This is a genomic window from Streptomyces sp. NPDC097129, from assembly GCF_055668065.1.
Genome location: NZ_JBVOQE010000008.1, coordinates 270,248 through 292,729 on the forward strand (window position 1 = coordinate 270,248; position 22,482 = coordinate 292,729).

Sequence of the window (22,482 nt, forward strand, 5' to 3'; positions counted from 1 at the left end):
TGTTCAGGGCGTCATCGATGGGGAGCGTCGCAGGTACACCCGAGAGCGTACGCCGAGAGCGTACGTTCGTACACTTTGGAGTGTACGATCGTACGCATGACCTCGGACCACTTCGCGGGCGATCGGCGGACGAACCTGGAACGCATGCTCGCGGGCGACCTGTACATCGCCGACGACCCCGAGATCGCCCTGCGGCAGCAGCGGGCGGTGCGCCTGGCCGCCCGCTACCAGGCCGCCTACGTCGAGGACGCCGACGCCGCCCGGCCGATCCTCGCGCAGCTCCTCGGCTTCCTCGGGGACGAGGCGCAGGTGCGGCCGCCGCTGTACGTCGACTACGGCACCAACATCACGATCGGCGCCCGCACCTTCGTCAACTACAACCTGACCGCCCTCGACGTCGCCGCCGTCACCATCGGCGAGGACTGCCAGATCGGACCCAACGTCCAACTGCTCACCCCCACCCACCCCCTGGAACCGCGGCCGCGCCGCGACAAGCTGGAGGCCGCCCGGCCGATCACCATCGGCGACAACGTGTGGCTCGGCGGCGGCGCCATCGTCCTGCCGGGCGTGAGCATCGGGGACGACTCCGTCATCGGCGCCGGCGCCGTGGTCACCAAGGACGTCCCCGCCGGCACCGTCGCCGTCGGCAACCCCGCCCGGCCCGTCCGGAGCCTGTGAGCGCGCCGCCATGGCCACCGGACACACCGACCCGCAGCGCCGCGTACGCATCCTCGACGCCACGCTCGACGTCATCGCCGACGAGGGCATCGCCCATGTCTCCCACCGCAGGATCGCCCAGCGCGCCGGTGTTCCGCTGGGATCGATGACCTACCACTTCAAGGGCATCGACCAGCTGCTGCGCGAGGCCTTCGGCCGCTTCACCGACCGCATGGCGGAGCTGTTCGACGCCCACCTCGGCGCCGCGGCGGACCGCGACCAGGCCCGGGAGGCCGTCGCCGACCTCGTGCACGCCCTGTCCGAGGACAGCCGGCGCGACCTCGTGCTCGCCCAGGAGCTGTACACGCTCGCCGCCCGCGACCCGGCCTACCGGACCCTCACCCAGGCCTGGATGCAGCGCAGCCGCGCACACCTGGAGCAACACTTCGACCCGGACACCGCCCGGCAGCTCGACGCCCTGATCGAAGGGCTGACCCTGCACCGGGCGCTGGCCGTCGAACCGCACGGGCGCGCCCTGACCGCCGAGGCGGTCGCCCGCATCACGGCACCCGCCCCGGACGTCCCCGCCCGGCCCTGACGTCTCCTCACCACGGGACTGCCGCAGGACTGCAGCCTGACTGCGGCCTGACTGCGAGGCAGTGACATCAGGACCACGACCGGACGAGGCGCGGGAAAACGCCGCCTCTACGGAAGGACCTTCACCTCCACGCCCCCGATCCGGCCCAGGGCGTCGAAGCGCACCTCGACCGCGCTGCCGCCCGGCAGACCCGCCACGATCCGGTCGTCCTCGTTGCGCCGGGAGACGCCGTGGTGGTCGAAGTACCCGCCCACCATGTGCCGGGCCGACCGGCCGATCAGGCCCGCGCCCGTGAGCAGCGTCCGTGGCAGCGTCACCGGGTCCAGGCCGGCGCGCGGCACCCGCGGGTCGTCGGGAAGGAAATACACCCGCGTCGCCCCTCCTGCCGCGACGCCGATGTACCCGGGGGCCTCGGCCACCCCCATGCCGGTGAAGGCGAGCATCTCCGCCGCGCGCCGTGGATCGGGGAAAGCGGACAACCCCAGTACGGGTTCGGTCAGTTCGGGGATGCCGTGGACGCGCCCGTAACGCTCCACCGCGCCGGTGAGCGCGACCGCCTCGGTGCCCTTCAGTCCCGGGTTCGCCCAACCCCACATCCAGGACTGCTCGTCCGTGTCGTAGGTGCCGAGCACGGCCACGCGCAGTTCGACGTCCCCCTGCCGGTAGCGGCAGGCGTCGAGGTCGGCGGTCCACGGGGCCTCGGGCAGGAACGCGGTCAGGGCGTCGAGCTGGGCCGCGCCCCAGGCGGCGTGCCGTTCGGCATCGAGGAGGAACGCGTCGCTGAATTCACTCACCATGCCCCGAGCGTAGGGGCCGGGTGGCAGGCGTCTGCCCGGAGGTCCCCCCTCGCGCGGTAGGGGGACAGGCGGTAGGAATCGGCCAGGTCCCGTACCTCGGCGGAGCAGACCACGCTCTCGGCGGCCGGCAGGTGGCGCCCGATGATCTCCAGGACGGTCTCGGCGAGCCGTGACTTCAGCGCCTCGGAGCGGCCCGGCAGCAGACCCACCTCGGCGTGCACGAAGAGCGACTCTGCGGGCGCCCGGCCGCCGACGTAGGCCTGCGACGGGCGCAGGAACGTCTTGCAGACCCCTGTCGAGCCGGACTCCGCGATCACGGTCGTGTGCAGCTCCTTCACGAGGATCTCCCGGTCGAAGGCGCCGTCCAGCTGCGAGGAGTAGTCGATGGTGATGTGCGGCACTGCGAGCCCCTTCGCGCGACTGCTGGTTACTTCAGGCAACCATTTTCGCGCACGTCGACGGTCCGACGGCGCCGGGGCCCCACCGGAACTCGGTTCCGTGCGCACGGCGACCTGGTGAACACTGCGGCCATGGAATTCTTCGTCCACCACCGCGACCGGCCCGGCTCCCTGCCCCTGCGCGCCGAACTCCTGGAAGACCACTGGTCCTACATGGACGGCTACGACAAGGAGCTGATCGCGCGCGGCCCCACCTTCTCCGGTGACCTGCCCAGCGGCAGCGTGCACATCGTCGACCTGCCCGACGCGGCCGCCGCCCGCGCGTTCGCCTTCGACGAGCCCAACCAGCGGGCCGGTGTCTACCGCGATGTGCTGCTGCGCCGGTGGCGCAACATACTGGGGCGCACGATGTGGGAGTTCCCCGGCGGCCCGGTCGACGATGACGGCCACCTGGTGCTCGGGTTCGGCTCCGGCCGGGCGGCCGACGAGGACGTACCGCCGGCCGACCGGGACCACCTCGTCGCCTACGGCCCGCTGCTGTCCGACGACGGCGCCCTCTGGCTGGGCACCGCGGCCCTGGTCCGCGCGCCCGACGCCGACGCCGCTCGCGCGGTGCTCGACGCCGACCGGTACGCCGCCGTCGAGGTCCACCCCTGGGAGCCGGGCGGCCGCAGATAGGTCACGACCCGAGGGCGCGCCCCGGCGCGGCCCGGCGCGCCCCGCGGGAGCGGTAGACCACGTACGGCCGGGCCAGATAGCCGAGCGGGGCGGTGAAGGCGTGGACGAGACGGCTGAACGGCCACAGCGCGAACAGCGCCATGCCGAGCAGGGCGTGGAGCTGGTAGACCAGCGGCGCGTGCGCCATCGCCGTCACGTCCGGGTCGAGGGTGAACAGGGAGCGGAACCACACCGCGACGCCGAGCCGGTAGTCGTACGGGTGGGAGCGCACGCTGGTCGCCGTCGCCGCCAGTCCGGCCAGCAGCACGCACACCAGGACCGGGTAGACGGCCCGGTCGCTGCGGCTGGTCGAGGCCCGGACCGCCGGCACCCGCAGCCGCCGCACCAGCAGGACCGTCAGGCCCGCCAGGGTGGCCAGGCCGGCCGTGCCGCCGACCAGCAGCGCGTTGTCGTGGTACAGCCACTCGTGGACGTCGAGCCGCTCGGTCAGGGACTCCGGGACCAGCAGCCCGCTCACGTGCCCGGCCGCCACGAACAGCAGCCCGTAGTGGAACAGGGGCCCGCCGATGCCGAGCAGGCGGTGCTCGTGCAGCTGACTGGAGCGCGTGGTGAAGCCGAACCGGTCGTAGCGGTAGCGCCACACCGTGCCCGCGACCAGGGTGGTCAGGACCAGGTAGGGCAGAACGCCCCACAGGGTGATGTGCAAGTGGTTCACCGGGCGGTCTCCTTGACGCGCGGGAAGGGCAGCAGTCCGACGGTCTCCGCCGGCGGACCCGTACGGGCCAGCCGCAGCGCCGCCGCACGGTCGGCGGGGGAGGCGCCGGGCAGCGTGCGGCAGACCGCCTCCAGCACGTCCGTGTACGGGCTGCGGTGGTCGCGCAGCGCCAGGCGCAGCAACTCCAGCGCCGCCCGGTGCTCCTGGAGGGCGCGGCGGCCGGGTTCGGGGCAGCGGGCGGCGAACTCCAGCGCCAGCGGCAGGAAGTCGGGCAGCTCGTCCTGCGGCGGCCGCCAGCCGTGGGCGCCGTACAACTGCCGCCAGGCCAGCAGGGACTGGCCGCGTCGCCGGGTGTCCCCGTCGGTGTAGTACGTCAGGTGCAGGGTGCGCCGCCGGCTGCGGTCGAAGGTGCTGACGTACCGGGCCGACAGCTCCAGTACGGGGGTGCCGGCGACGCTCGCGCAGAAGCGGGCCAGCGGCTCGGCCGCCGTGCCGCCGGCGCCGGTCAGAGCGCCGGTGACCAGGCGCATCCGCTCCGGCCAGTCGGGTCCCGGGTGCTGCAGCAGCAGCGAGGCCGCCTGATGGATGACCGCGGTGCTCACGCCTGCCGCCCCCCGCCGTGCGGGAAGAGCCCGTCGGGGCGTCCGCGGCCGTTCCAGTTCAGCAGGTTCACCCGGCCGCGCAGCGACGCGCCCGCGTGCTCCGGCTCGGGCGGTGCGGACGGCGGCGCGTGGAACAGCTCCGCCTCATACATGCCCGGCCCTCCGTGGCCGTCGAGACTGCACCCGGCCGCGTCCGGGTCCGCGGGGGAGCCCGCCGTGTACGTCGTCGGAATGACGTACCGCTCCTCGTACTTGGCGAGGGCCAGCAGCCGGTACATCGCCTCGACGCCCTCGGTGTCCAGGCCGACGGCGCGGGCGATGGCCGGGTCCTGTTCCTCCCCGAGGTTGACCCGGCGCATGTGCGAGCGCATCGCCGCCAGCCGGCACAGGGCCGCCTCCACCGGGGCCACGTCACCAGCGGTGAACAGTCCGGCCAGATACTCCAGCGGAATGCGCAGGGAGTCGATCGCGGCGAACAGCTTCGCCGGGTCCTCCCCGTCGTGTCCGGACGCGGTCAGCGACTCCACCACCGGCGACAGCGGCGGGACGTACCAGACCATCGGCATCGTGCGGTACTCCGGATGCAGCGGCAGCGCCACCTTGTACCGGCTGATCAGCGCGTACACCGGGGAGCGGCGGGCGGCGGTGATCCAGTCGTGCGGGATGCCGGCCGCCTCGGCGGCGCGCCGCACCGCCGGGTCCTCCGGATCGAGGAAGCAGTCCAACTGGGCCTGGTACAGCTGCCGTTCGTCGGCCGTGGCGGCGGCCTCACCGACCCGGTCGGCGTCGTAGAGGACGACCCCGAGATAGCGCAGCCGGCCCACGCAGGTCTCCGAGCACACGGTGGGCTGCCCGGCCTCGATGCGCGGATAGCACAGGGTGCACTTCTCGGCCTTGCCGGTGCGGTGGTTGAAGTACACCTTCTTGTACGGGCATCCCGTCACGCACATCCGCCAGCCCCGGCAGCGGTCCTGGTCGACCAGGACGATGCCGTCCTCGACCCGCTTGTACAGCGCGCCCGAGGGACACACCGCCACACACGACGGGTTGAGGCAGTGCTCGCAGATCCGGGGCAGATGGAACATGAACGCCTGCTCGTACTCCAGCCGCACCTGCTCGTTCATCTGCCGCAACACCGGGTCGCCCGCCAGGTGTTCGGGCCCGCCGCCCAGGTCGTCGTCCCAGTTCGGGCCCCAGGTGACCTGTGTGGGCCGGCCGTCGATCAGGGAGCGGAGCGCGGCGGTGGGCACGTCGTCGCCGAGCGGGGCGCCGGTCAGGTTCTCGTAGTCGTACGTCCACGGCTCGTAGTAGTCGTCGAGCGAGGGCAGATGCGGGTTGGCGAACAGGCGCGCCAGGCGGCGGGCGCGGCCGCCGCTGCGCGGCACCAGCCGGCCGTGCTTCAGCCGCCAGCCGCCCTGCCACTTCTCCTGGTCCTCGTAGGTGCGCGGGTAGCCCTGGCCGGGGCGGGTCTCGACGTTGTTGAACCAGGCGTACTCGGTGCCCGAGCGGTTGGTCCAGGTCTGTTTGCAGGTGACCGAGCAGGTGTGGCAGCCGATGCACTTGTCGAGGTTCATCACCATCGCGACCTGTGCCATGGGGCGCCCGATCGTCGTCTCGCGACGGGACATCAGTACGTGACCTCCTGGGCGCGGCGGCGGATGACGGTGACCGCGTCGCGCTGATTGCCGGTGGGGCCGTAGTAGTTGGGGGCGAAGGAGAGCTGCGCGTGGCCGCCGATGAGATGGGTCGGCTTGATCAGCAGCCGGGTCAGGGCGTTGTGCACGCCGCCGCGCCGTCCGGTGGTCTCGGACTTGGGAACGTTCACCAGGCGTTCCTGCACGTGGTACATGAACACCGTGCCGGGCGGCATACGGTGCGAGACGATGGCGCGGGCGACGACCACACCGCTCGCGTTGACCGCCTCGATCCAGTCGTTGTCCGCCACGCCGATCGCCTCCGCGTCGCGCACGCTGATCCAGATGACCGGGCCGCCGCGCGCCAGGGTCTGCATGAGCAGGTTCTCCTGGTACTCGGAGTGGATCGACCACTTGGAGTGCGGGGTCAGATAGCGGACCGTCACCGCGTGCTCCCCGTCGAGCTGCTCGCCCAGCGCCGCCTGGTCCAACGGCGGCCGGTAGACGGGTAGTTGCTCGCCGAACTCGGCGATCCACGGGTGGTCGAGGTAGAAGTGCTGGCGCCCGGTGAGGGTGTGCCAGGGCTTGAAGTGCTCGGTGTTGATCGTGAAGGGGGAGTAGCGGCGGTCCGGTCCCTCCTTGCCGGACCACTCGAAGCTCGCCCCGACCGGCACCGGCCGTGCCTGCGTGTCCGAGAACTGCACGCGCCGCTCCGCCACCTGGGCCGCCAGCTCCGCGAGGCCCGAGTCGGCGCCGCAGCGTTCGGCGAGCCGCTCGAACCCCTCCGCGGCGAGCCGGCCGTTGGTGGTGCCCGACAGGGCGAGGATCGCCTCGCACAGCTTCACGTCCGTGTCGAGCAGGGGCCGCCCCCGCGCGGGCCCGGCGCCTGCCGTGCCGCACCGGGCGGCGAGCCGGTCGCACTCGGGACCCGGGCTGACGGTCACACCCTTGACGGTGATCCCCAGCTCCTGCACCAGCGGCCCCAGCGCGGCCAGCTTCGCGCCGATCGCCGTGTAGTCCCGCTCCACCAGCGTGACGTGCGGGCCGGTGGGCCCGTCGGGCGGCGCCTCGCCCGGCGTGTCGTGCTGCAAGGGGGTCGCCACCAGGTCGTACGCCGTGTCCAGGCGTCCCGCGGCCAGCCGGGCGATCTCGGTGGCGAGCCCGTGGAAGATCTCGAAGTCCGTGCGCGCCTGCCAGGGCGGGCTGATCGCGGGGGAGAAGGCGTGCACGAAGGGGTGCATGTCCGTGCTGGACAGGTCGTGCTTCTCGTACCAGGTCGCCGCCGGCAGCACCAGGTCCGCGAACAGGGTCGTCGAGGTCATCCGGAAGTCCAGCGCCAGCAGCAGGTCGAGCTTGCCGCGCGGCGCCTCGTCGCGCCAGGCCACCTCCCGGGGCCGGTGCTCCGGAGGGGCCTCCTCGGCGCTCGCGTTGTCGGACGCCCCCAGCAGGTGCCGCAGGAAGAACTCGTTGCCCTTGGCCGAGGAGCCGATCAGGTTGGCCCGCCACACCGTCAGCACCCGCGGCCAGTTGGCCGGAGCGTCCGGGTCCTCGCAGGCGAAGCCCAGCCGGCCCGCGTCCTGCTCCTCGGCGACCCAGCGCGCCGGGTCGGCGCCCGCCTCCCGCACCCTGCTGCCCAGCTCCAGCGGGTTCGCGCCGAACATGGGAGCCGACGGCATCCAGCCCCGGCGCACGGAATGCGCGACCAGATCCGCGGTGTGCCGCCCGGAGAGGGTGCCGGACGCGGTCGGCGCGGTCAGCGCGTCGGCGGTGAACTTCTCGTAGCGCCACTGGTCGGTGTGCAGGTACCAGTACGGCGTCCCCGCCATCTGCCGCGCCGGGCGCACCCAGTCCGCCGCGCTCGCCAGCTGCTGCCAGCCGGCGTACGGGCGCACCTTCTCCTGCCCGACGTAGTGCGCCCAGCCGCCGCCGTTGACGCCCTGGCAGCCGGTGAGCAGCAGCAGCGACAGGAACGACCGGTAGATCGTGTCGGAGTGGAACCAGTGGTTGGTGCCCGCGCCCATGACGATCATGCAGCGGCCGCGGGTCTGCTCCGCGGTGCGGGCGAACTCCCGGGCTGTGCGCACCACCGCGCCCGCCGGCACCGACGTGATCGCCTCCTGCCACGCCGGAGTGCCCGGCGACGCGTCCTCGTACGACGCCGGCCAGGCGCCGCCGAGGCCCTCGCGGCCCACGCCGTACTGGGCCAGCATCAGATCGAAGACCGTCGTCACCAAACGGTCCCCGAGCCGCAGCGCCGGCACCGCACGGCGCACCACGCCCTCCTCGCCGTCGAAACGCGGCAGGTCGACCCTGGCCTGCGTCGCGCCGGTGCGGCCGTGGAAGGTGAGCACCGGTGAGATCTGCCCGAGGTCCAGGTTCCAGCGGCCCTCGCTCTCCTTGCCCCAGCGGTCGCCCAGCGTGCCGTTCGGCACCACCGGGCCGTCGGTCACCGCGTCGTAGAGCACCGGCATCCACCGGCGCGCCTGCGGGTCCGCGTTCCCGGCCAGGTCGAGGTCGCGTGCGGTGACGAAGGCGCCCGGCGCGTGCGTGCCGGCCGCGCGCTCGTCCAGCGCCACCAGGAACGGCAGGTCGGTGAACCGCTTGACGTAGTCGGTGAAGTACGGCACCGACCGCTCGACGAAGCACTCGCGCAGGATCACATGGCCCATGGCCAGGGCGAGGGCGCCGTCGGTGCCGGGGTGCGGGTGCAGCCACTCGTCGGCGAACTTCGTCGCGTCGGCGTAGTCGGGGGAGACCACGACCACCTTCTGGCCGCGGTACCGGGCCTCGGTCATCCAGTGCGCGTCGGGTGTGCGGGTGACCGGCACGTTGGAGCCCCACAGCATCAGGTAGGCGGCGTCCCACCAGTCCCCGGACTCCGGCACGTCGGTCTGGTCGCCGAAGACCTGCGGCGAGGCGACGGGCAGGTCCGCGTACCAGTCGTAGAACGACAGCATCGGCGCGCCGATCAGCGCGTGGAAGCGGGCTCCGACCGCGTGCGAGGCCATGGACATCGCCGGGATGGGGGAGAAGCCGGCGATGCGGTCCGGGCCGTACTCCGTCAGCGTGTGCACGTGCGCGGCGGCGGCGATCTCCAGGGCCTCCTCCCAGCCGATGCGCACCAGGCCGCCTTTGCCGCGCGCCGACTGGTAGCGCCGGCGTGTGTCCGGATCCCCGGTGATGTCCGCCCAGGCCTGCACCGGATCACCGCTCCGGCGCTTTTTCGCCTCCCGGAACATTTCCACCAGCACACCTCTGGCGTACGGATAACGCACGCGGGTGGGCGAATAGGTGTACCAGGAGAAGGACGCGCCGCGCGGACAGCCGCGCGGTTCGTAGTCCGGCCGGTCCGGGCCCGCCGACGGATAGTCGGTGGCCTGGGTCTCCCAGGTGATCAGGCCGTCCTTGACGTACACCTGCCACGAGCACGAGCCCGTGCAGTTCACGCCGTGGGTGGAGCGTACGACCTTGTCGTGCGCCCAGCGCTCCCGGTACGGCTGGTCGTTGACCTGCTGGTCCGTGCGGAAGACCGCCCGGCCGTCCGGTGTGGTCGGTGCCCGCTGGAGCAGTCTGCCCGCCGCCAGGAGCCGTTCGGCCGCGTCCGACGCGAGCCTCTCCGCCTTTGACCTGCCTCGTGCCACGCCTTCCCGACTCCCTCGCGATGGGCGCGCCACGGGGGTTTTCCGGGCGGGCCTCTGCCGACGAAACGAGGAAAAGAGTGCTCCTGCGGGGCGGCTCCGGCCGATCTCTTCGGGGCCAATTGGTTGTAGCTAGAAGTTATTTTCCTTCCCCTTTGCGATGTTTGCAGAAGGGTGGCGAACGGATTTGGCCAGGCGGGAAATTGCCGGGAAACGTTTCTTCGGCCGGGGGAATCCTGAGGCGACGTCGCGCGGAGGGAACGGCCCACCGCTGTACGGTCCGTCACGCGCCGGACGCTGTGGGTGACAGTGCGGCCGATTCCCTCCGCCGCAAAATTGAATCGTTCGTTTTTCTGTACCTCTCGTGTCTGGCGGAGTAGGTTGCTCGCCATGAGCGCATCCCGGTCCGCGACCGTCGCCGAGGAGCTGCGCGGTGCCGGCCTGCGCGTCACGGCCGCCCGTGTGGCCCTCCTCGAAACCGTCCGTGCGGGCGACCACCTCGACGTCGAGGCGATCGCCGGCGGCGTGCGCGCCCGCGTGGGCCACATCTCCCTCCAGGCCGTCTACGAGGCCCTGCACGCGCTCACCGCGGCCGGGCTCATACGCCGTATCGAACCGGCCGGCTCTCCGGCCCGGTTCGAGGGGAGGGTGGGGGACAACCACCACCACGTCGTGTGCCGCTCCTGCGGGACCGTCGCCGACGTGGACTGCGAGGTCGGGGAGGCGCCCTGCCTGACGGCCTCCGACGACCACGGCTTCGTCATCGACGAGGCCGAGGTCATCTACTGGGGCCTGTGCCCCGACTGCTCCACCGCACGCAGTTCAGCACCCTGATCCGCAAGCAGTTCAGCACCACGATCCGCTTAGTTCGGAAGGATCCCCATGTCCGAGAACCCTGACGCAATCGTCACCGACCCCAAGACGGAGGGCACGGGCGGCTGCCCCGTCGCGCACGGACGCGCCCCGCACCCCACGCAGGGCGGTGGCAACCGCCAGTGGTGGCCTGAGCGGCTCAACTTGAAGATCCTTGCCAAGAACCCGGCCGTGGCCAACCCGCTCGGCGAGGAGTTCGACTACGCCGAGGCGTTCCAGAGCCTCGACCTCGCCGCGGTGAAGCGGGACATCGCCGAGGTGCTCACCACCTCGCAGGACTGGTGGCCGGCCGACTTCGGCCACTACGGCCCGCTCATGGTCCGCATGGCCTGGCACAGCGCCGGCACCTACCGCATCAGCGACGGCCGCGGCGGCGCGGGCGCCGGTCAGCAGCGCTTCGCCCCGCTCAACAGCTGGCCGGACAACGCCAACCTGGACAAGGCCCGCCGTCTGCTGTGGCCCGTGAAGAAGAAGTACGGCAAGAGCCTGTCCTGGGCCGACCTGCTCGTCCTCACCGGCAACGTCGCGCTGGAGACGATGGGCTTCGAGACCTTCGGCTTCGGCGGCGGCCGCGCGGACGTCTGGGAGGCGGAGGAGGACGTCTACTGGGGTCCCGAGACCACCTGGCTGGGCGACGAGCGCTACAGCGGTGACCGCGAGCTGGAGAACCCGCTCGGCGCGGTCCAGATGGGCCTGATCTACGTCAACCCGGAGGGCCCCAACGGCAATCCGGACCCGATCGCCGCGGCCCGCGACATCCGTGAGACGTTCCGCCGCATGGCGATGAACGACGAGGAGACCGTCGCGCTGATCGCCGGCGGCCACACCTTCGGCAAGACCCACGGCGCCGGCCCCGCCGACCACGTGGGCAACGACCCCGAGGCCGCCTCCCTGGAGGAGCAGGGCCTGGGCTGGAAGTCCACCTACGGCACCGGCAAGGGCGGGGACACCATCACCTCGGGCCTGGAGGTCACCTGGACCACCACCCCGACCCGGTGGAGCAACGGGTTCTTCAAGAACCTCTTCGAGTACGAGTACGAGCTCACCGAGTCCCCGGCCGGCGCGAAGCAGTGGGTGGCCAAGGACGCTCCCGAGATCGTCCCGGACGCGCACGACCCGTCGAAGAAGCACCGCCCGACGATGCTCACCACCGACCTGTCGCTGCGCTTCGACCCGATCTACGGGCCGATCTCCCGCCGGTTCTACGAGAACCCGCAGGAGTTCGCGGACGCCTTCGCCCGCGCCTGGTACAAGCTGACCCACCGCGACATGGGCCCGAAGTCGCTGTACCTCGGCCCGGAGGTCCCGGCGGAGACCCTGCTGTGGCAGGACCCGCTGCCTCAGGCCGAGGGCGAGCCCATCGGCGCCGCCGACGTCGCGGCCCTGAAGGCCAAGCTCCTCGACTCGGGTCTGACCGTGTCGCAGCTGGTCACCACCGCGTGGGCGTCGGCCTCGACGTTCCGCGGCAGCGACAAGCGCGGCGGCGCCAACGGCGCGCGCATCCGCCTGCAGCCGCAGCGCGGCTGGGAGGTCAACGAGCCCGACCAGCTCGCGCTGGTGCTGCGCACCCTCGAGGGCATCCAGCAGGAGTTCAACACCGGCGCCCGCAAGGTGTCGCTGGCCGACCTCATCGTGCTCGGCGGCTGCGTGGCGGTGGAGAAGGCCGCCAAGGACGCCGGCTTCGACATCGAGGTGCCCTTCACGCCGGGCCGCGTCGACGCGACCGAGGAGCAGACCGACGTCGAGTCGTTCGAGGCGCTGGAGCCGACCGCGGACGGCTTTCGCAACTACCTCGGCAAGGGCAACCGTCTGCCCGCCGAGTACCTGCTGCTCGACCGCGCCAACCTGCTCACCCTCAGCGCCCCCGAGATGACGGTCCTCGTCGGCGGCCTGCGCGTGCTGGGCGCCAACCACCAGCAGTCGCAGCTCGGTGTCCTCACCAAGACGCCGGGGGCCCTGACGAACGACTTCTTCGTCAACCTGCTCGACCTGGGCACGACGTGGAAGTCGACGAGCGAGGACCAGACCACGTTCGAGGGCCGTGACGCGGCCACGGGCGAGCTGAAGTGGGCCGGCAGCCGTGCCGACCTCGTCTTCGGTTCGAACTCCGAGCTGCGCGCCCTCGCGGAGGTCTACGCGAGCGACGACGCGAAGGAGAAGTTCGTCCAGGACTTCGTCGCGGCGTGGGACAAGGTCATGAACCTGGACCGGTTCGACCTCGTCTGATCGTCCCGAGCACACAGTCCGGGCCGGCCCCTCGTGGGCCGGCCCGGACTGCTGTACGGCGACGTCGAGGGGGCGGGCGGATCACCGCCGTGCCGCACATTTCCGGAAACTCACTCGTTACGAGAAGCAAGGGAGCCCGCCGTGTCCCAGGAGACCTGGACCGCCGTCGACGCCTACTTCAACGACCTGCTCGTCGAGGAGGACGCCGCCCTGCGCGGGGCCGTGGCCGACGCCGACGCGGCGCAACTGCCCGCCATCCATGTCGCGCCCAACCAGGGGAAGTTGCTGCACCTGCTGGCCCGGATCCGCGGCGCCCGCACCGTCCTGGAGATCGGCACGCTGGCCGCCTACAGCACGATCTGGCTGGCCCGTGCCCTGCCCGCCGGCGGACGCCTGGTCACCCTCGAGGCCGACGAGCACTACGCCGCGCTCGCCGCCGCCAACGTGGCCCGCGCCGGGCTCGGCCACATCGTCGACATCCGCCTCGGCAAGGCACTGGACACCCTGCCGCGGCTCGTGGAGGAGGGGGAGGGCCCCTTCGACCTCGTCTTCATCGACGCCGACAAGCCCTCCAACCCGGCGTACCTGGAGTGGGCGCTGAAGCTCACCCGCCCCGGCAGCGTCATCGTCGGCGACAACGTCGTACGGGAGGGAGCCGTCACCGATCCCGGCAGCTCCGACCCGCGCGTCCAGGGCGTGCGCCGCTTCACCGAACTCATCGCCGCCCACCCCCGGTTGACCGCCACGACCCTGCAGACGGTCGGGGAGAAGGGCTACGACGGGTTCACGCTGGCGGTGGTGACCGACTGACCGCCAGGGCTTGGACGGCCGGCCGCCGCGGACCACCGTGATCAGCTCCGGGGTCTGGCTGCGGCCGTGACCGGCCGCGGTGTCGTGGGTGGGCGCCATCGGGAACGCCCGGATCGGTGAGCAACCGCTCGACGTGTCGGTGAGCAACCGCTCGACGTGCCGGCCGTCCCGCCAGGAGGCCCGCGGATCGGTCGCCGGTAAGGGGAATGATCGCGTCCGGGTCGGGTACGCGTCGCCAGACCGTGTCCGGGAGCCCTCATCCGGAACGGCCCGTACGACCGCCGCTACCAGGGAAGACACCATGGACACACCCGCGAACGACAACACCGCCACCCCCGCGCAGCGCGCACTGGACGCGCTCGCGCAGAACACCGAGGACAGTGCGGCGCTGGACACGCTGGCCCACAGCGACGTGCTCGTGCCCGTGCCCGACGACGTGGCCGAAGAGGACGCCACCGACCCCTCAGCCGTGGCCCTGCCGGTACTGGAGCAGCCGGGCGGCAACCCGGTGGTCCCGGTCTTCACCTCGGAGCCGGCCATGGCCGACCTGCTGCCCTACATCTCGCGCTACCGCCTGGTGCCGCTCGGCGCGCTGGCCGCCCAGTGGCCCGCGGACGACCTGTCGCTCACCATCGACGCGGGCTCGTCGCACCCGCTGACGCTCACCTCGGAAGGCGTGCGCACCCTGCTGGCGCGGCCGTAGGAGCAGGCCCCGGTCCTACTCCTGCGCGGACCGGCCGCCGAGCATCCGCTCCAGCACCTCCCGCTGGAGCGGCCGCACCTGTGCGTGCAGCACACGGCCCCTGTCGGTCAGGGCGACCCACACGCCCCGGCGGTCCTCGGCGCACACCGAACGCTCGACCAGGCCGTCCTTCTCGAGCCGGCCGATGAGGCGGGACAGCGCGCTCTGGCTGAGATGCACCTGTCCGACCAGGTTCTGCACCCGGCACTGGTCGCCCGGACCGGCCGAGGCGTTCGCCAGGATGTCGAGCACCTCGAAGTCGCTGGCGCCCAGACCGTGCGGGTGCAGGGCCCGGTCGATCTCGCACATCGTGCGGGCGTGGACGGACAGGATGTCCCGCCACCGCTCCTCGAGCCGCGCCTGGGACGTCTTCGCTGCCATACCCGCACGGTAGCACCGATCAGGCCATTCGTTGACTATGCAACTAGTGTGGGTGCAACGGTCGGACGGTCCTCAGGACGCCGGGTCCTGGAGCAGTCCCACCAGGTTGCCGTCGGGGTCCTTCACGGAGACGATCAGCCGGCCGTTGCCGACGTCCCGCACGTCCTGGACCACCTCGGCGCCCGCCGCCAGCAGCGCCGCGAGCCGCTCCCGCAGGTCGGTGACGTGCCAGAACGGCACCGGTCCGGTGAGGCCCTGAGCGTGCCCGTTCGGGTCCAGGCCCACGTCCTGGCCCTCGGCCTTGAAACCGACGTAGTACGGCTCGTCGGCGTAGGGCTCCACGCCGAGCAGGGCCGTGAACACGGCCTTGGCCCGGTCCTTGTCCTTGACGGGGTAGATGATCGTCTGCACACCGGAGGTCATGGCACTCACTCCTCGAAGGGGCGGGACCCGACGGGTTTCCGTCGGTGCACCCACGCTAGGCCGACGCGGCGCGTCATGGCTTCTCCGATCCTGACCGGTCGCGCGAGCCCGGGACGCTCCCCGGTGCCGTCCGGGACATCCCGGGCCACGATGTACGACGGCAGGGTGACGTCCGCGCGGGCCGCCATCCGGGGGAACGGCCTCGTGGCGCATCACCCCGGGTCAGGCGCTGTTCGGCTACGACGACAAGACGCCGGCGTCCATGTCCTGGTTCCGCCACCGCTGACTCCGCACCCCGCACCCCGCACCCCGCACCCCGCACCCACGCGGCACACCGCGCCGGGCCCGGCCACCACCACGGCGGCCGGGCCCCGCCCGTGCGTCGGACGCCCGCCCCTTTCACGGCCGTCGGCCGACACATCCCGGACAACGCGCGCCGACTGCGGTGCGCGAGCGCTCCCACCGGGGAACAGTGGGAAGACGCGGTACGAAAGCCCGGCTCAGGCACCCGAGGGGGACACGATGGTGAGGGCTCCCGTCAGCGAGAGGCGTCTGCACATCCTGCAGTGGCTCGAGCACGCCCCCGACCCCTTCCCGCCGGACGACGACCCTTCGCACGGCGGCGTCACGGCGGACGCGATCGCCGTCGCCCTCGGTGTGCCGCCGCACCTCGTGCGGTGCGATCTCGCCCTGCTGACCCGCGCCGGCCTGGTGCGCGCCCACCAGGCCGGAGCGCACACCTACTACCGGCGGGACGAGGGACGGATCGCCGAGGTGGCCCGCATGTTCGAGAAGGGCTGGTGACCCGGCCGGCATGGACCGCCCCACGACGCTCCACCCGATCCGCCAGGTCCGCCTGCCCGGCCACGGCCCCGAGGACGTGATCGCCGACCCGCGCGGCAGAGTCCTCACCGGCGTGGCCGACGGCCGCATCCTGCGCCTCGACGGCCTGACCGACCCGGAGGCGCCCCCTCGCGTCGAGACCCTCGCCGTGACCGGCGGCCGGCCGCTGGGCCTGGAACTACTGCCTGGCGGCGACCTCCTCGTCTGCGACGCCGAACGGGGACTGCTGCGCGCCGACCTCGCCACCGGCGCCGTACGCGTCCTGGCCGACGAGGTGGCGGGGGAGCGGCTGCGTTTCGCCAGCAACGCCGTCGCCGGCCCCGACGGCAGCGTCTACGTCACCGTCTCCAGCCGCCGCCACCCCCTGCACCACTGGATCGCCGACATCGTCGAGGACACCCGCACCGGCCGCCTGCTCCGTCTCCCCCCGGGGAGCACCACCTTCGAGGTCCTGCTGGAGGGCCTGCGCTTCGCCAACGGCCTCGCCCTGAGCGCCGACGGCGCCTTCCTGGTGCTGGCCGAGACCAGCGCCTGCCGCCTGACCCGCTACTGGCTCACCGGACCGCGGGCCGGCCACGGCGAACCCTTCGCCGAGAACCTGCCCGGCATGCCCGACAACCTGTGGCGCTCCGGCCCCGACGGCCCGCTCTGGGTCGCTCTCGCGGGCCCGAGGGTCCCCGCGCTCGACGTCCTGCACCGCACCGCCCCCGCGGCACGCCGCGCCGCCGCGCGGGCAGCGGTGCGCGCACCCTTCCGCCCCACCGGCACCGCCGCCGTCCTGGCCGTCGACGACGACGGCCGTGTCGTGCATCACCTCGCCCGCCGCCACTCCCGCTTCCGCATGGTCACCAGCGTCTGCACGACGGCCGGACACCTGGTCCTCGGCAGCCTCTGGGAACCGGGCGTCGCGGTCTGCGCCCCGCCCACCGGCAACTGAACCGGCCTGTGACCCGGCGCTAGGCTGGTGTCGGCCGTGATCACCCGCACGGCGAGCAGGAGACGTACGACATGACAGCCCCGGAAGCCGAGAGCCTCCGCATCCCCGCAGACCCGCGGCGCCCGTCCGTCTGGCGCGGGCAGCTGCCCGTCGTCGCGGTGGTCGCGCTCGGCGGCGCCTGCGGCGCGGCCGCCCGCTATGCCGCCGGCCTCGCCTGGCCCGCGCCGGGCGGCGGATTCCCGTGGACCACGATGTGGATCAACATCACCGGCTGCGCGGTGATGGGCGTGTTCATGGTGCTGATCACCGAAGCCCTGGCCGCCCACAAGCTGGTGCGGCCCTTCTTCGGCACCGGGGTACTGGGCGGCTTCACCACCTTCTCCACCTACGCCGTCGACGCGCAGCAGCTCATCGAAAACGGCCAGGCGCGGACCGCGCTGGTCTACCTCGTCGCGACCCCGCTCGCGGCGCTCACCGCGGTGTGGCTCGCCGCCACGGCGACCCGCGGCGTCCTGACCCGGAGGCAGCGATGACCAGGCTGACCGGACGAGCCCTGCGCCTGACCGTCTTCGTCGGCGAGATGGTCACCTGGCACCACAAGCCCCTGTACGCCGAGATCGTGCACCGCGCCCACGCGGCCGGTCTCGCCGGGGCCAGCGTCTTCAAGGGCATCGAGGGCTTCGGCGCCTCCTCCCTGATCCACACCTCGCGACTGCTGTCGCTCAGCGAGGACCTGCCGGTGGCGGTCGTGATCGTCGACACCGAGGACCGCGTCCGCGCCTTCCTGCCACAGCTCGACGAACTGGTCACCGAAGGACTGGTCACCCTCGACGACTGCGAGGTCATCCGGTACGTCGGACGCGGCGCCGAATCCGGCGAATCGGGCAGGAAGGGTAAGAAGTCGTTGTGAACTGGCTGCTCGTCGTCGCCGGCGGCATGGCCGGCGCACCCCTGCGCTACCTCACCGACCGCACGGTGCAGTCCCGGCACGACTCGGTCTTCCCCTGGGGCACCTTCGCCGTCAACGTCGTCGGCTGTGTGATCCTCGGGGTGCTGACGGGAGCGGCGGTCGCGGGCGCCGTGGGCTCCCACGTCCGGCTGCTGGTGGGTACGGGCCTGTGCGGGGCGCTGACGACGTACTCGACCTTCTCGTACGAGACGCTGCGGCTGACGGAGACCGGCGCGCGCCTGTACGCGCTGCTCAACGTCGCGGTGAGCGTGGCCGCCGGTCTGGCGGCGGCCTTCGCGGGCGTGGCGCTGGCCCAGTGGGTCTGGCCCTAGGTACAGGCCCTCGCCCGCGTGTAGTAAGACTGTCCCGCCCCCCTGTACCCCCCTCCCCTCCAAGAACGGGAATCCATGAGCGTCATCAGCGTCGGCCAGGCCGTCGTCCTCGGAGTCGTCGAGGGAGTGACCGAGTTCCTCCCCGTCTCCTCCACCGGGCATCTCAAGATCACCGAGGGGCTGATGGGCATCCCCGTCGACGACAACGCCGTCGTCGGATTCTCCGCCGTCATCCAGGTCGGCGCCATCGCCGCCGTGCTCGTGTACTTCTTCAAGGACATCGTGCGGATCGTCTCCGCCTGGGGCCGCGGGCTGGTCAACAAGGAGGAGCGGTACCACCACGACTACAAGTTCGCCTGGTGGGTGATCGCCGCGACCATTCCGATCGTGATCGTGGGCCTGGCCGCCAAGCCGCTGATCGAGGGCCCGCTCGCCTCCCTGTGGGTGGTGGCCGGTTCGCTGATCGTCGGCAGCGGCGTGATGTGGGCTGCCGACCAGATGGGCCGGCACAAGCGCGGCGAGGACGACACGTCCTTCAAGGACGCGATGCTGGTCGGCTGCTCGCAGATCCTCGCGCTGCTCTTCCCGGGCTTCTCGCGTTCCGGCGCCACCATGTCCACCGCGCTCATCCTCGACCTCGACCGGGTCGCCGCCACCCGGCTGTCCTTCTTCCTCGGCATCCCGGCCCTGACCGGCGCCGGCCTGTACGAGCTGAAGGACGCGCTCGGCACCGGGGTCGGCGCGGCCCCGCTGGCCGTCGGCACGATCGTCTCCTTCGTCGTGGCCTACGCCTCGATCGCGTGGCTGCTGAAGTTCGTGGCCAAGCACTCCTTCAACGCCTTTGTGATCTACCGCCTCGTCGTCGGTGTGCTGCTGATCGGCATGCTCACCACGGGCGTGCTCGACAGCTGACCTTCTGACTGCCAGGGGGCGGAAAGCCGGCTTACAGGCTTCCCGCCCCCTGAATTTTTCTTTCCACCCGCCTTGACACCGCCCCGCCGCCACCCGGAGTATCACTCCCGTGAACCTGTCAGACAGCCGGACAGCCAGTCAGCCTCCCCGGCGCATCAGCGCCATGGAAGCCGTCCTCGGTCATCTGCGCGGCGCCATCGAGCGCGGCGAGTACGCCATAGGCGACAAGCTCCCCAGCGAAGCGGAGCTGTGCCGCACCCTGGAGGTCTCCCGGCCCGTGCTGCGCGAGGCGCTGCGCGCCCTGCAGACGATGGGCCTGACCGTCTCCCGGACCGGCAAGGGCACCTTCGTCGTCGCGAACGCCGTCGAGGACCCCACCTTCGGCGACTACGCCGCCAGCGACCTGCTCGAGGTGCGCCGCCACATCGAGATCCCCGTCGCCGGGTACGCCGCCGTGCGCCGCACCCCGGAGAACCTGGACCACCTGGCGCATCTGCTGGAGCGCATGGAGCGGGAGACGGACACCACCGCGTGGGTCGCCATGGACACGCTGTTCCACCTCGCCGTGGCCGAGGCCGCCCAGAACCCGGTCTTCCGCCGGGTCATCGAGGAGATCCGCGACGCACTGGCGCGTCAGTCGGCCTTCCTCAACGAGCTGGGCGGCCGGCGCGAGCAGTCCAACCGCGAGCACCGGGCGATCGTCGAGGCGCTGGTCGACGGCTGCGAGCAGGACGCGGTGGAGGCCATGGCCCACCACCTCGACCGCGTCGAGACGACCCTCACCGACATCGTGCGCCCCTCGCGCGCGGCACAATCCACGGAAGGCGGACCCGAGGCGTGAGCGAACAGCACCTCAAAGACGAGACGCGCCCCTCGCCCCGTCACACAGACGCCGGAGACGCGGGCTACAGCAAGTCCCTGAAGTCCCGGCACGTCAACATGATCGCCATCGGCGGCGCCATCGGCACCGGCCTGTTCCTCGGCGCCGGCGGCCGCCTCGCCGACGCCGGCCCCTCGCTGTTCATCGCGTACGCGGTCTGCGGAGTCTTCGCCTTCCTGGTCGTGCGCGCCCTCGGCGAACTCGTCCTGTACCGCCCGTCCTCCGGCGCCTTCGTGTCGTACGCCCGCGAGTTCCTGGGGGAGAAGGGCGCGTACACCGCGGGCTGGATGTACTTCCTCAACTGGGCGACCACCGGCGTCGCCGACATCACCGCGGTCGCGACGTACACCCACTACTGGGGGATGTTCTCCGACGTCCCTCAATGGCTGATCGCATTGATCGCCCTGGCGGTCGTCCTGACCGTCAACCTGATCTCCGTCAAGATGTTCGGTGAGCTGGAGTTCTGGTTCGCGATCATCAAGGTGGCCGCGCTGGTGACCTTCATGTGCATCGGCATCTTCCTCCTGGTCACCCGGCACCCGGTGGACGGAACGACCCCGGGCCCCTCCCTGATCACCGACCACGGCGGCGTCTTCCCCAACGGCCTGCTGCCCATGCTGCTGATCATCCAGGGCGTCGTCTTCGCCTACGCCTCGGTCGAGCTGGTCGGCGTCGCCGCGGGCGAGACCGAGAACCCCGAGAAGATCCTGCCGAAGGCGATCAACTCGATCATGTGGCGCGTGGGCCTGTTCTACGTGGGCTCGGTGATCCTGCTCTCCATGCTCCTGCCCTGGAACACGTACACGTCCGGCCAGAGCCCCTTCGTGACGGTCCTGTCGCACATCGGTGTCCCCGCGGCCGGCGGCGTGATGAACCTCGTCGTCCTCACCGCGGCCATGTCGTCCCTCAACTCGGGCCTGTACTCCACGGGCCGCATCCTGCGCTCCATGGCGGTCAGCGGCTCGGCCCCGAAGTTCACCGCGCGGATGAGCCGCACCCAGGTCCCCTACGGCGGCATCCTGCTCACCAGCGGCTTCTGCGTGCTCGGTGTGGGCCTCAACTACGTCGTCCCGGCGGACGCCTTCGAGATCGTCCTGAACTTCGCGGCGATCGGCATCCTCGCCACCTGGGGCATGATCATGATCTGCCACCTGCGCTTCTGGCAGAAGACCCGGAGCAACGAACTCACCCGCCCCGGCTACCGCCTGCCGGGCTCCCCCTGGACCGAACTCGTGACGCTGGCGTTCCTCGTCTCGGTCCTGGTCCTCATGTACGCCGACGGCGGCGCGGGACGCACCACCGTGCAGTGCCTGCCGCTGATCGCCGGCGCCCTGGTCGCGGGCTGGTACGCCATCCGCGGCCGCCTCCACCGCACCGGGGCCGACGCGTGAACAGCGCACCCCGCCCCGTCCACCCACCACTGAACCAGGCAGAGATGTACAGCAGTTCCCTCGCGGCCGCACCCCAGATCCGTGAACCCCTCCACGTCCCCGTCGCCCACCTCGTACGCGGCGGCGTCATAGAAGGCATCCACTACGGCTCCGTGGCCGTACTGGGCCCCGACGGCACACCCGAGTTCCAGCTCGGCGACATCGAGGCGGCGTTCTACCCCCGCTCGGCGATCAAGCCGCTCCAGGCCGTCGCCATGGTCCGCGCGGGCCTGCCGCTCGACGGCGACCTCCTCTCCCTGGCCGCCGCCAGCCACTCCGGCGAAGAGGTCCACCTCGAGGGCGCCCGCCGCATCCTCGACCTGGCCGGCCTCACCGAGGACGACCTGCGCAACGTCCCCGACCTCCCGTTCGACCCCGCCGTACGGGACGCCTGGATCCGCGCCGGCCGCGGCCCGTCCCGCCTGGCCCAGAACTGCTCCGGCAAGCACGCGGCCATGCTGTACACCTGCAAGCTCAACGGCTGGTCCCTAGAGGACTACCTCGACCCCGGCCACCCCCTCCAGAAGGCGATCGCCGAGATCGTCGAGGACCTCACCGGCCAGCGGATCGCGCAGGTCACGGTGGACGGCTGCGGCGCACCGCTCTTCTCCGTCTCCCTGCACGGCCTGGCCCGGGCGGTCGCCCGCATCACCACGGCGGCCCCCGGCACCCCGGAGGCCCGCGTGGCCGACGCGATGCGCGACCACGCCGAGATGGCCTCCGGCGCGGGCCGCGACGTGGCCGCGCTGATGCGGGCGGTGCCGGGGCTGCTGGCGAAGGACGGCTTCGAGGGCGTCCAGGTCGCGGCCCTGCCCGACGGCCGCGCGATCGCCGTCAAGATCGCGGACGGGGCGAACCGGGCGCGGATCCCGGTCGCGGCGGCGGCGCTGGCCCGCGCGGGCGTGGACCCGTCACGCCTCACCGACTTCGCGGGCGAGCCCCTGCTGGGCGGCGGCACACCGGTGGGCGAAGTCCGCCCGACCCGAGCCCTGGACCTCCCCACCCACTGACACCCCGCGAGCGCGCG

General features: G+C 71.9%; 24 protein-coding genes. 16 read left to right on the forward strand and 8 right to left on the reverse strand.

Annotated features, from left to right (window positions below; translation table 11 throughout):
* Positions 1–96: 96 nt before the first annotated feature.
* Both AC0B9F_RS23870 and AC0B9F_RS23875 read left to right on the forward strand, forming a co-directional pair.
* Positions 97–678 (forward strand): sugar O-acetyltransferase, encoded by a 582-nt coding sequence (locus tag AC0B9F_RS23870; protein ID WP_472005812.1) that lies wholly within the window; start codon positions 97–99, stop codon positions 676–678.
* A gap of 10 nt (positions 679–688) precedes the next feature.
* Positions 689–1,255: a TetR/AcrR family transcriptional regulator gene (locus tag AC0B9F_RS23875; protein WP_472005814.1), complete on the forward strand. Its 567-nt coding sequence runs from the start codon at positions 689–691 to the stop codon at positions 1,253–1,255.
* A 107-nt stretch (positions 1,256–1,362) separates the two neighbouring features.
* Here the strand turns inward: AC0B9F_RS23875 and AC0B9F_RS23880 are convergent, their stop codons facing one another.
* Positions 1,363–2,052 carry a DUF6882 domain-containing protein gene (locus AC0B9F_RS23880; protein ID WP_472005816.1) on the reverse strand — a complete coding sequence of 230 codons (690 nt, stop codon included), beginning with the start codon at positions 2,050–2,052 and terminating at the stop codon, positions 1,363–1,365.
* A complete protein-coding gene (locus AC0B9F_RS23885; RefSeq protein ID WP_472005818.1) occupies positions 2,046–2,453 on the reverse strand; it encodes a 5-carboxymethyl-2-hydroxymuconate Delta-isomerase in 408 nt (135 codons plus the stop codon). The genes AC0B9F_RS23880 and AC0B9F_RS23885 overlap by 7 nt, the downstream gene beginning before the upstream one ends.
* Positions 2,454–2,582: 129 nt before the next feature.
* On the opposite strand from AC0B9F_RS23885, the gene AC0B9F_RS23890 reads away from it, so the two are divergent.
* A complete protein-coding gene (locus AC0B9F_RS23890; RefSeq protein WP_472005820.1) occupies positions 2,583–3,128 on the forward strand; it encodes a YciI family protein in 546 nt (181 codons plus the stop codon).
* A 1-nt stretch (position 3,129) separates the two neighbouring features.
* Here AC0B9F_RS23890 and narI read toward each other — a convergent pair whose 3' ends face one another.
* The 4 genes from narI to AC0B9F_RS23910 are packed head-to-tail and all read right to left on the reverse strand — an operon-like array spanning position 3,130 to position 9,720.
* Positions 3,130–3,843 (reverse strand): respiratory nitrate reductase subunit gamma, encoded by a 714-nt coding sequence (narI, locus tag AC0B9F_RS23895; RefSeq protein WP_472005822.1) that lies wholly within the window; start codon positions 3,841–3,843, stop codon positions 3,130–3,132.
* Positions 3,840–4,445 (reverse strand): nitrate reductase molybdenum cofactor assembly chaperone, encoded by a 606-nt coding sequence (gene narJ / locus AC0B9F_RS23900; protein ID WP_472005824.1) that lies wholly within the window; start codon positions 4,443–4,445, stop codon positions 3,840–3,842. Before narJ ends, narI begins: the two co-directional genes overlap by 4 nt.
* Positions 4,442–6,073 carry a nitrate reductase subunit beta gene (gene narH, locus AC0B9F_RS23905; RefSeq protein WP_472005826.1) on the reverse strand — a complete coding sequence of 544 codons (1,632 nt, stop codon included), beginning with the start codon at positions 6,071–6,073 and terminating at the stop codon, positions 4,442–4,444. The genes narJ and narH overlap by 4 nt, the downstream gene beginning before the upstream one ends.
* The gene (locus AC0B9F_RS23910; protein WP_472005828.1) at positions 6,073–9,720 is read right to left on the reverse strand and encodes a nitrate reductase subunit alpha; all 3,648 of its coding nucleotides are present in this window, start codon (positions 9,718–9,720) and stop codon (positions 6,073–6,075) included. Before AC0B9F_RS23910 ends, narH begins: the two co-directional genes overlap by 1 nt.
* 387 nt (positions 9,721–10,107) lie before the next feature.
* Between AC0B9F_RS23910 and AC0B9F_RS23915 the strand changes: the two genes are divergently transcribed.
* The 4 genes from AC0B9F_RS23915 (at position 10,108) to AC0B9F_RS23930 (ending at position 14,329) form a co-directional block, all read left to right on the forward strand.
* Positions 10,108–10,551 (forward strand): Fur family transcriptional regulator, encoded by a 444-nt coding sequence (locus tag AC0B9F_RS23915; RefSeq protein WP_472005830.1) that lies wholly within the window; start codon positions 10,108–10,110, stop codon positions 10,549–10,551.
* Positions 10,552–10,599: 48 nt separating this feature from the next.
* On the forward strand, positions 10,600–12,816 hold the full coding sequence (gene katG, locus AC0B9F_RS23920) for a catalase/peroxidase HPI (RefSeq protein WP_472005832.1): 2,217 nt from the start codon (positions 10,600–10,602) through the stop codon (positions 12,814–12,816).
* 141 nt (positions 12,817–12,957) lie between these two features.
* The gene (locus AC0B9F_RS23925; protein ID WP_472005834.1) at positions 12,958–13,626 is read left to right on the forward strand and encodes an O-methyltransferase; all 669 of its coding nucleotides are present in this window, start codon (positions 12,958–12,960) and stop codon (positions 13,624–13,626) included.
* Positions 13,627–13,927: 301 nt separating this feature from the next.
* A complete protein-coding gene (locus tag AC0B9F_RS23930) occupies positions 13,928–14,329 on the forward strand; it encodes an SseB family protein (RefSeq protein ID WP_472005836.1) in 402 nt (133 codons plus the stop codon).
* A gap of 15 nt (positions 14,330–14,344) precedes the next feature.
* Here the strand turns inward: AC0B9F_RS23930 and AC0B9F_RS23935 are convergent, their stop codons facing one another.
* Both AC0B9F_RS23935 and AC0B9F_RS23940 read right to left on the reverse strand, forming a co-directional pair.
* Entirely contained in the window at positions 14,345–14,749 is a 405-nt protein-coding gene (locus AC0B9F_RS23935; protein ID WP_472005838.1) for a MarR family winged helix-turn-helix transcriptional regulator, read from the reverse strand.
* 72 nt (positions 14,750–14,821) lie between these two features.
* Complete coding sequence (locus tag AC0B9F_RS23940; RefSeq protein WP_472005840.1) at positions 14,822–15,172, reverse strand: VOC family protein; 351 nt, start codon at positions 15,170–15,172, stop codon at positions 14,822–14,824.
* 522 nt (positions 15,173–15,694) lie between these two features.
* On the opposite strand from AC0B9F_RS23940, the gene AC0B9F_RS23945 reads away from it, so the two are divergent.
* The 9 genes from AC0B9F_RS23945 (at position 15,695) to AC0B9F_RS23985 (ending at position 22,465) form a co-directional block, all read left to right on the forward strand.
* A complete protein-coding gene (locus AC0B9F_RS23945; RefSeq protein WP_472005842.1) occupies positions 15,695–15,976 on the forward strand; it encodes an ArsR/SmtB family transcription factor in 282 nt (93 codons plus the stop codon).
* A 10-nt stretch (positions 15,977–15,986) separates the two neighbouring features.
* Positions 15,987–16,952: an SMP-30/gluconolactonase/LRE family protein gene (locus tag AC0B9F_RS23950; protein ID WP_472005844.1), complete on the forward strand. Its 966-nt coding sequence runs from the start codon at positions 15,987–15,989 to the stop codon at positions 16,950–16,952.
* A 71-nt stretch (positions 16,953–17,023) separates the two neighbouring features.
* Positions 17,024–17,485, forward strand: coding sequence for a fluoride efflux transporter CrcB (gene crcB, locus AC0B9F_RS23955; protein ID WP_472005846.1), 462 nt, complete (start codon positions 17,024–17,026; stop codon positions 17,483–17,485).
* Positions 17,482–17,862 (forward strand): DUF190 domain-containing protein, encoded by a 381-nt coding sequence (locus AC0B9F_RS23960; protein ID WP_472005848.1) that lies wholly within the window; start codon positions 17,482–17,484, stop codon positions 17,860–17,862. Before crcB (AC0B9F_RS23955) ends, AC0B9F_RS23960 begins: the two co-directional genes overlap by 4 nt.
* Positions 17,859–18,233 (forward strand): fluoride efflux transporter CrcB, encoded by a 375-nt coding sequence (gene crcB / locus AC0B9F_RS23965; RefSeq protein WP_472005850.1) that lies wholly within the window; start codon positions 17,859–17,861, stop codon positions 18,231–18,233. The genes AC0B9F_RS23960 and crcB (AC0B9F_RS23965) overlap by 4 nt, the downstream gene beginning before the upstream one ends.
* 75 nt (positions 18,234–18,308) lie before the next feature.
* Positions 18,309–19,145, forward strand: coding sequence for an undecaprenyl-diphosphate phosphatase (locus tag AC0B9F_RS23970; protein WP_472005852.1), 837 nt, complete (start codon positions 18,309–18,311; stop codon positions 19,143–19,145).
* A 163-nt stretch (positions 19,146–19,308) separates the two neighbouring features.
* Positions 19,309–19,986 (forward strand): FadR/GntR family transcriptional regulator, encoded by a 678-nt coding sequence (locus tag AC0B9F_RS23975; protein ID WP_472006122.1) that lies wholly within the window; start codon positions 19,309–19,311, stop codon positions 19,984–19,986.
* Positions 19,983–21,416, forward strand: coding sequence for an amino acid permease (locus AC0B9F_RS23980; protein WP_472005854.1), 1,434 nt, complete (start codon positions 19,983–19,985; stop codon positions 21,414–21,416). Before AC0B9F_RS23975 ends, AC0B9F_RS23980 begins: the two co-directional genes overlap by 4 nt.
* A gap of 44 nt (positions 21,417–21,460) precedes the next feature.
* On the forward strand, positions 21,461–22,465 hold the full coding sequence (locus AC0B9F_RS23985) for an asparaginase (protein WP_472005856.1): 1,005 nt from the start codon (positions 21,461–21,463) through the stop codon (positions 22,463–22,465).
* Positions 22,466–22,482: the final 17 nt, after the last annotated feature.

What these genes read in the sequence shown, in the direction of transcription:
- AC0B9F_RS23870 (WP_472005812.1), top strand. Translation starts at nt 97, where the DNA reads ATGACCTCGGACCACTTCGCGGGCGATCGGCGGACGAACCTGGAACGC.
- AC0B9F_RS23875 (WP_472005814.1), top strand. Translation starts at nt 689, where the DNA reads ATGGCCACCGGACACACCGACCCGCAGCGCCGCGTACGCATCCTCGAC.
- AC0B9F_RS23880 (WP_472005816.1), bottom strand. Translation starts at nt 2,052, where the DNA reads ATGGTGAGTGAATTCAGCGACGCGTTCCTCCTCGATGCCGAACGGCAC.
- AC0B9F_RS23890 (WP_472005820.1), top strand. Translation starts at nt 2,583, where the DNA reads ATGGAATTCTTCGTCCACCACCGCGACCGGCCCGGCTCCCTGCCCCTG.
- narH (WP_472005826.1), bottom strand. Translation starts at nt 6,073, where the DNA reads ATGTCCCGTCGCGAGACGACGATCGGGCGCCCCATGGCACAGGTCGCG.
- AC0B9F_RS23915 (WP_472005830.1), top strand. Translation starts at nt 10,108, where the DNA reads ATGAGCGCATCCCGGTCCGCGACCGTCGCCGAGGAGCTGCGCGGTGCC.
- katG (WP_472005832.1), top strand. Translation starts at nt 10,600, where the DNA reads ATGTCCGAGAACCCTGACGCAATCGTCACCGACCCCAAGACGGAGGGC.
- AC0B9F_RS23930 (WP_472005836.1), top strand. Translation starts at nt 13,928, where the DNA reads ATGGACACACCCGCGAACGACAACACCGCCACCCCCGCGCAGCGCGCA.
- AC0B9F_RS23935 (WP_472005838.1), bottom strand. Translation starts at nt 14,749, where the DNA reads ATGGCAGCGAAGACGTCCCAGGCGCGGCTCGAGGAGCGGTGGCGGGAC.
- AC0B9F_RS23940 (WP_472005840.1), bottom strand. Translation starts at nt 15,172, where the DNA reads ATGACCTCCGGTGTGCAGACGATCATCTACCCCGTCAAGGACAAGGAC.
- AC0B9F_RS23945 (WP_472005842.1), top strand. Translation starts at nt 15,695, where the DNA reads ATGGTGAGGGCTCCCGTCAGCGAGAGGCGTCTGCACATCCTGCAGTGG.
- AC0B9F_RS23950 (WP_472005844.1), top strand. Translation starts at nt 15,987, where the DNA reads ATGGACCGCCCCACGACGCTCCACCCGATCCGCCAGGTCCGCCTGCCC.
- crcB (WP_472005846.1), top strand. Translation starts at nt 17,024, where the DNA reads ATGACAGCCCCGGAAGCCGAGAGCCTCCGCATCCCCGCAGACCCGCGG.
- AC0B9F_RS23960 (WP_472005848.1), top strand. Translation starts at nt 17,482, where the DNA reads ATGACCAGGCTGACCGGACGAGCCCTGCGCCTGACCGTCTTCGTCGGC.
- AC0B9F_RS23970 (WP_472005852.1), top strand. Translation starts at nt 18,309, where the DNA reads ATGAGCGTCATCAGCGTCGGCCAGGCCGTCGTCCTCGGAGTCGTCGAG.
- AC0B9F_RS23975 (WP_472006122.1), top strand. Translation starts at nt 19,309, where the DNA reads ATGGAAGCCGTCCTCGGTCATCTGCGCGGCGCCATCGAGCGCGGCGAG.
- AC0B9F_RS23985 (WP_472005856.1), top strand. Translation starts at nt 21,461, where the DNA reads ATGTACAGCAGTTCCCTCGCGGCCGCACCCCAGATCCGTGAACCCCTC.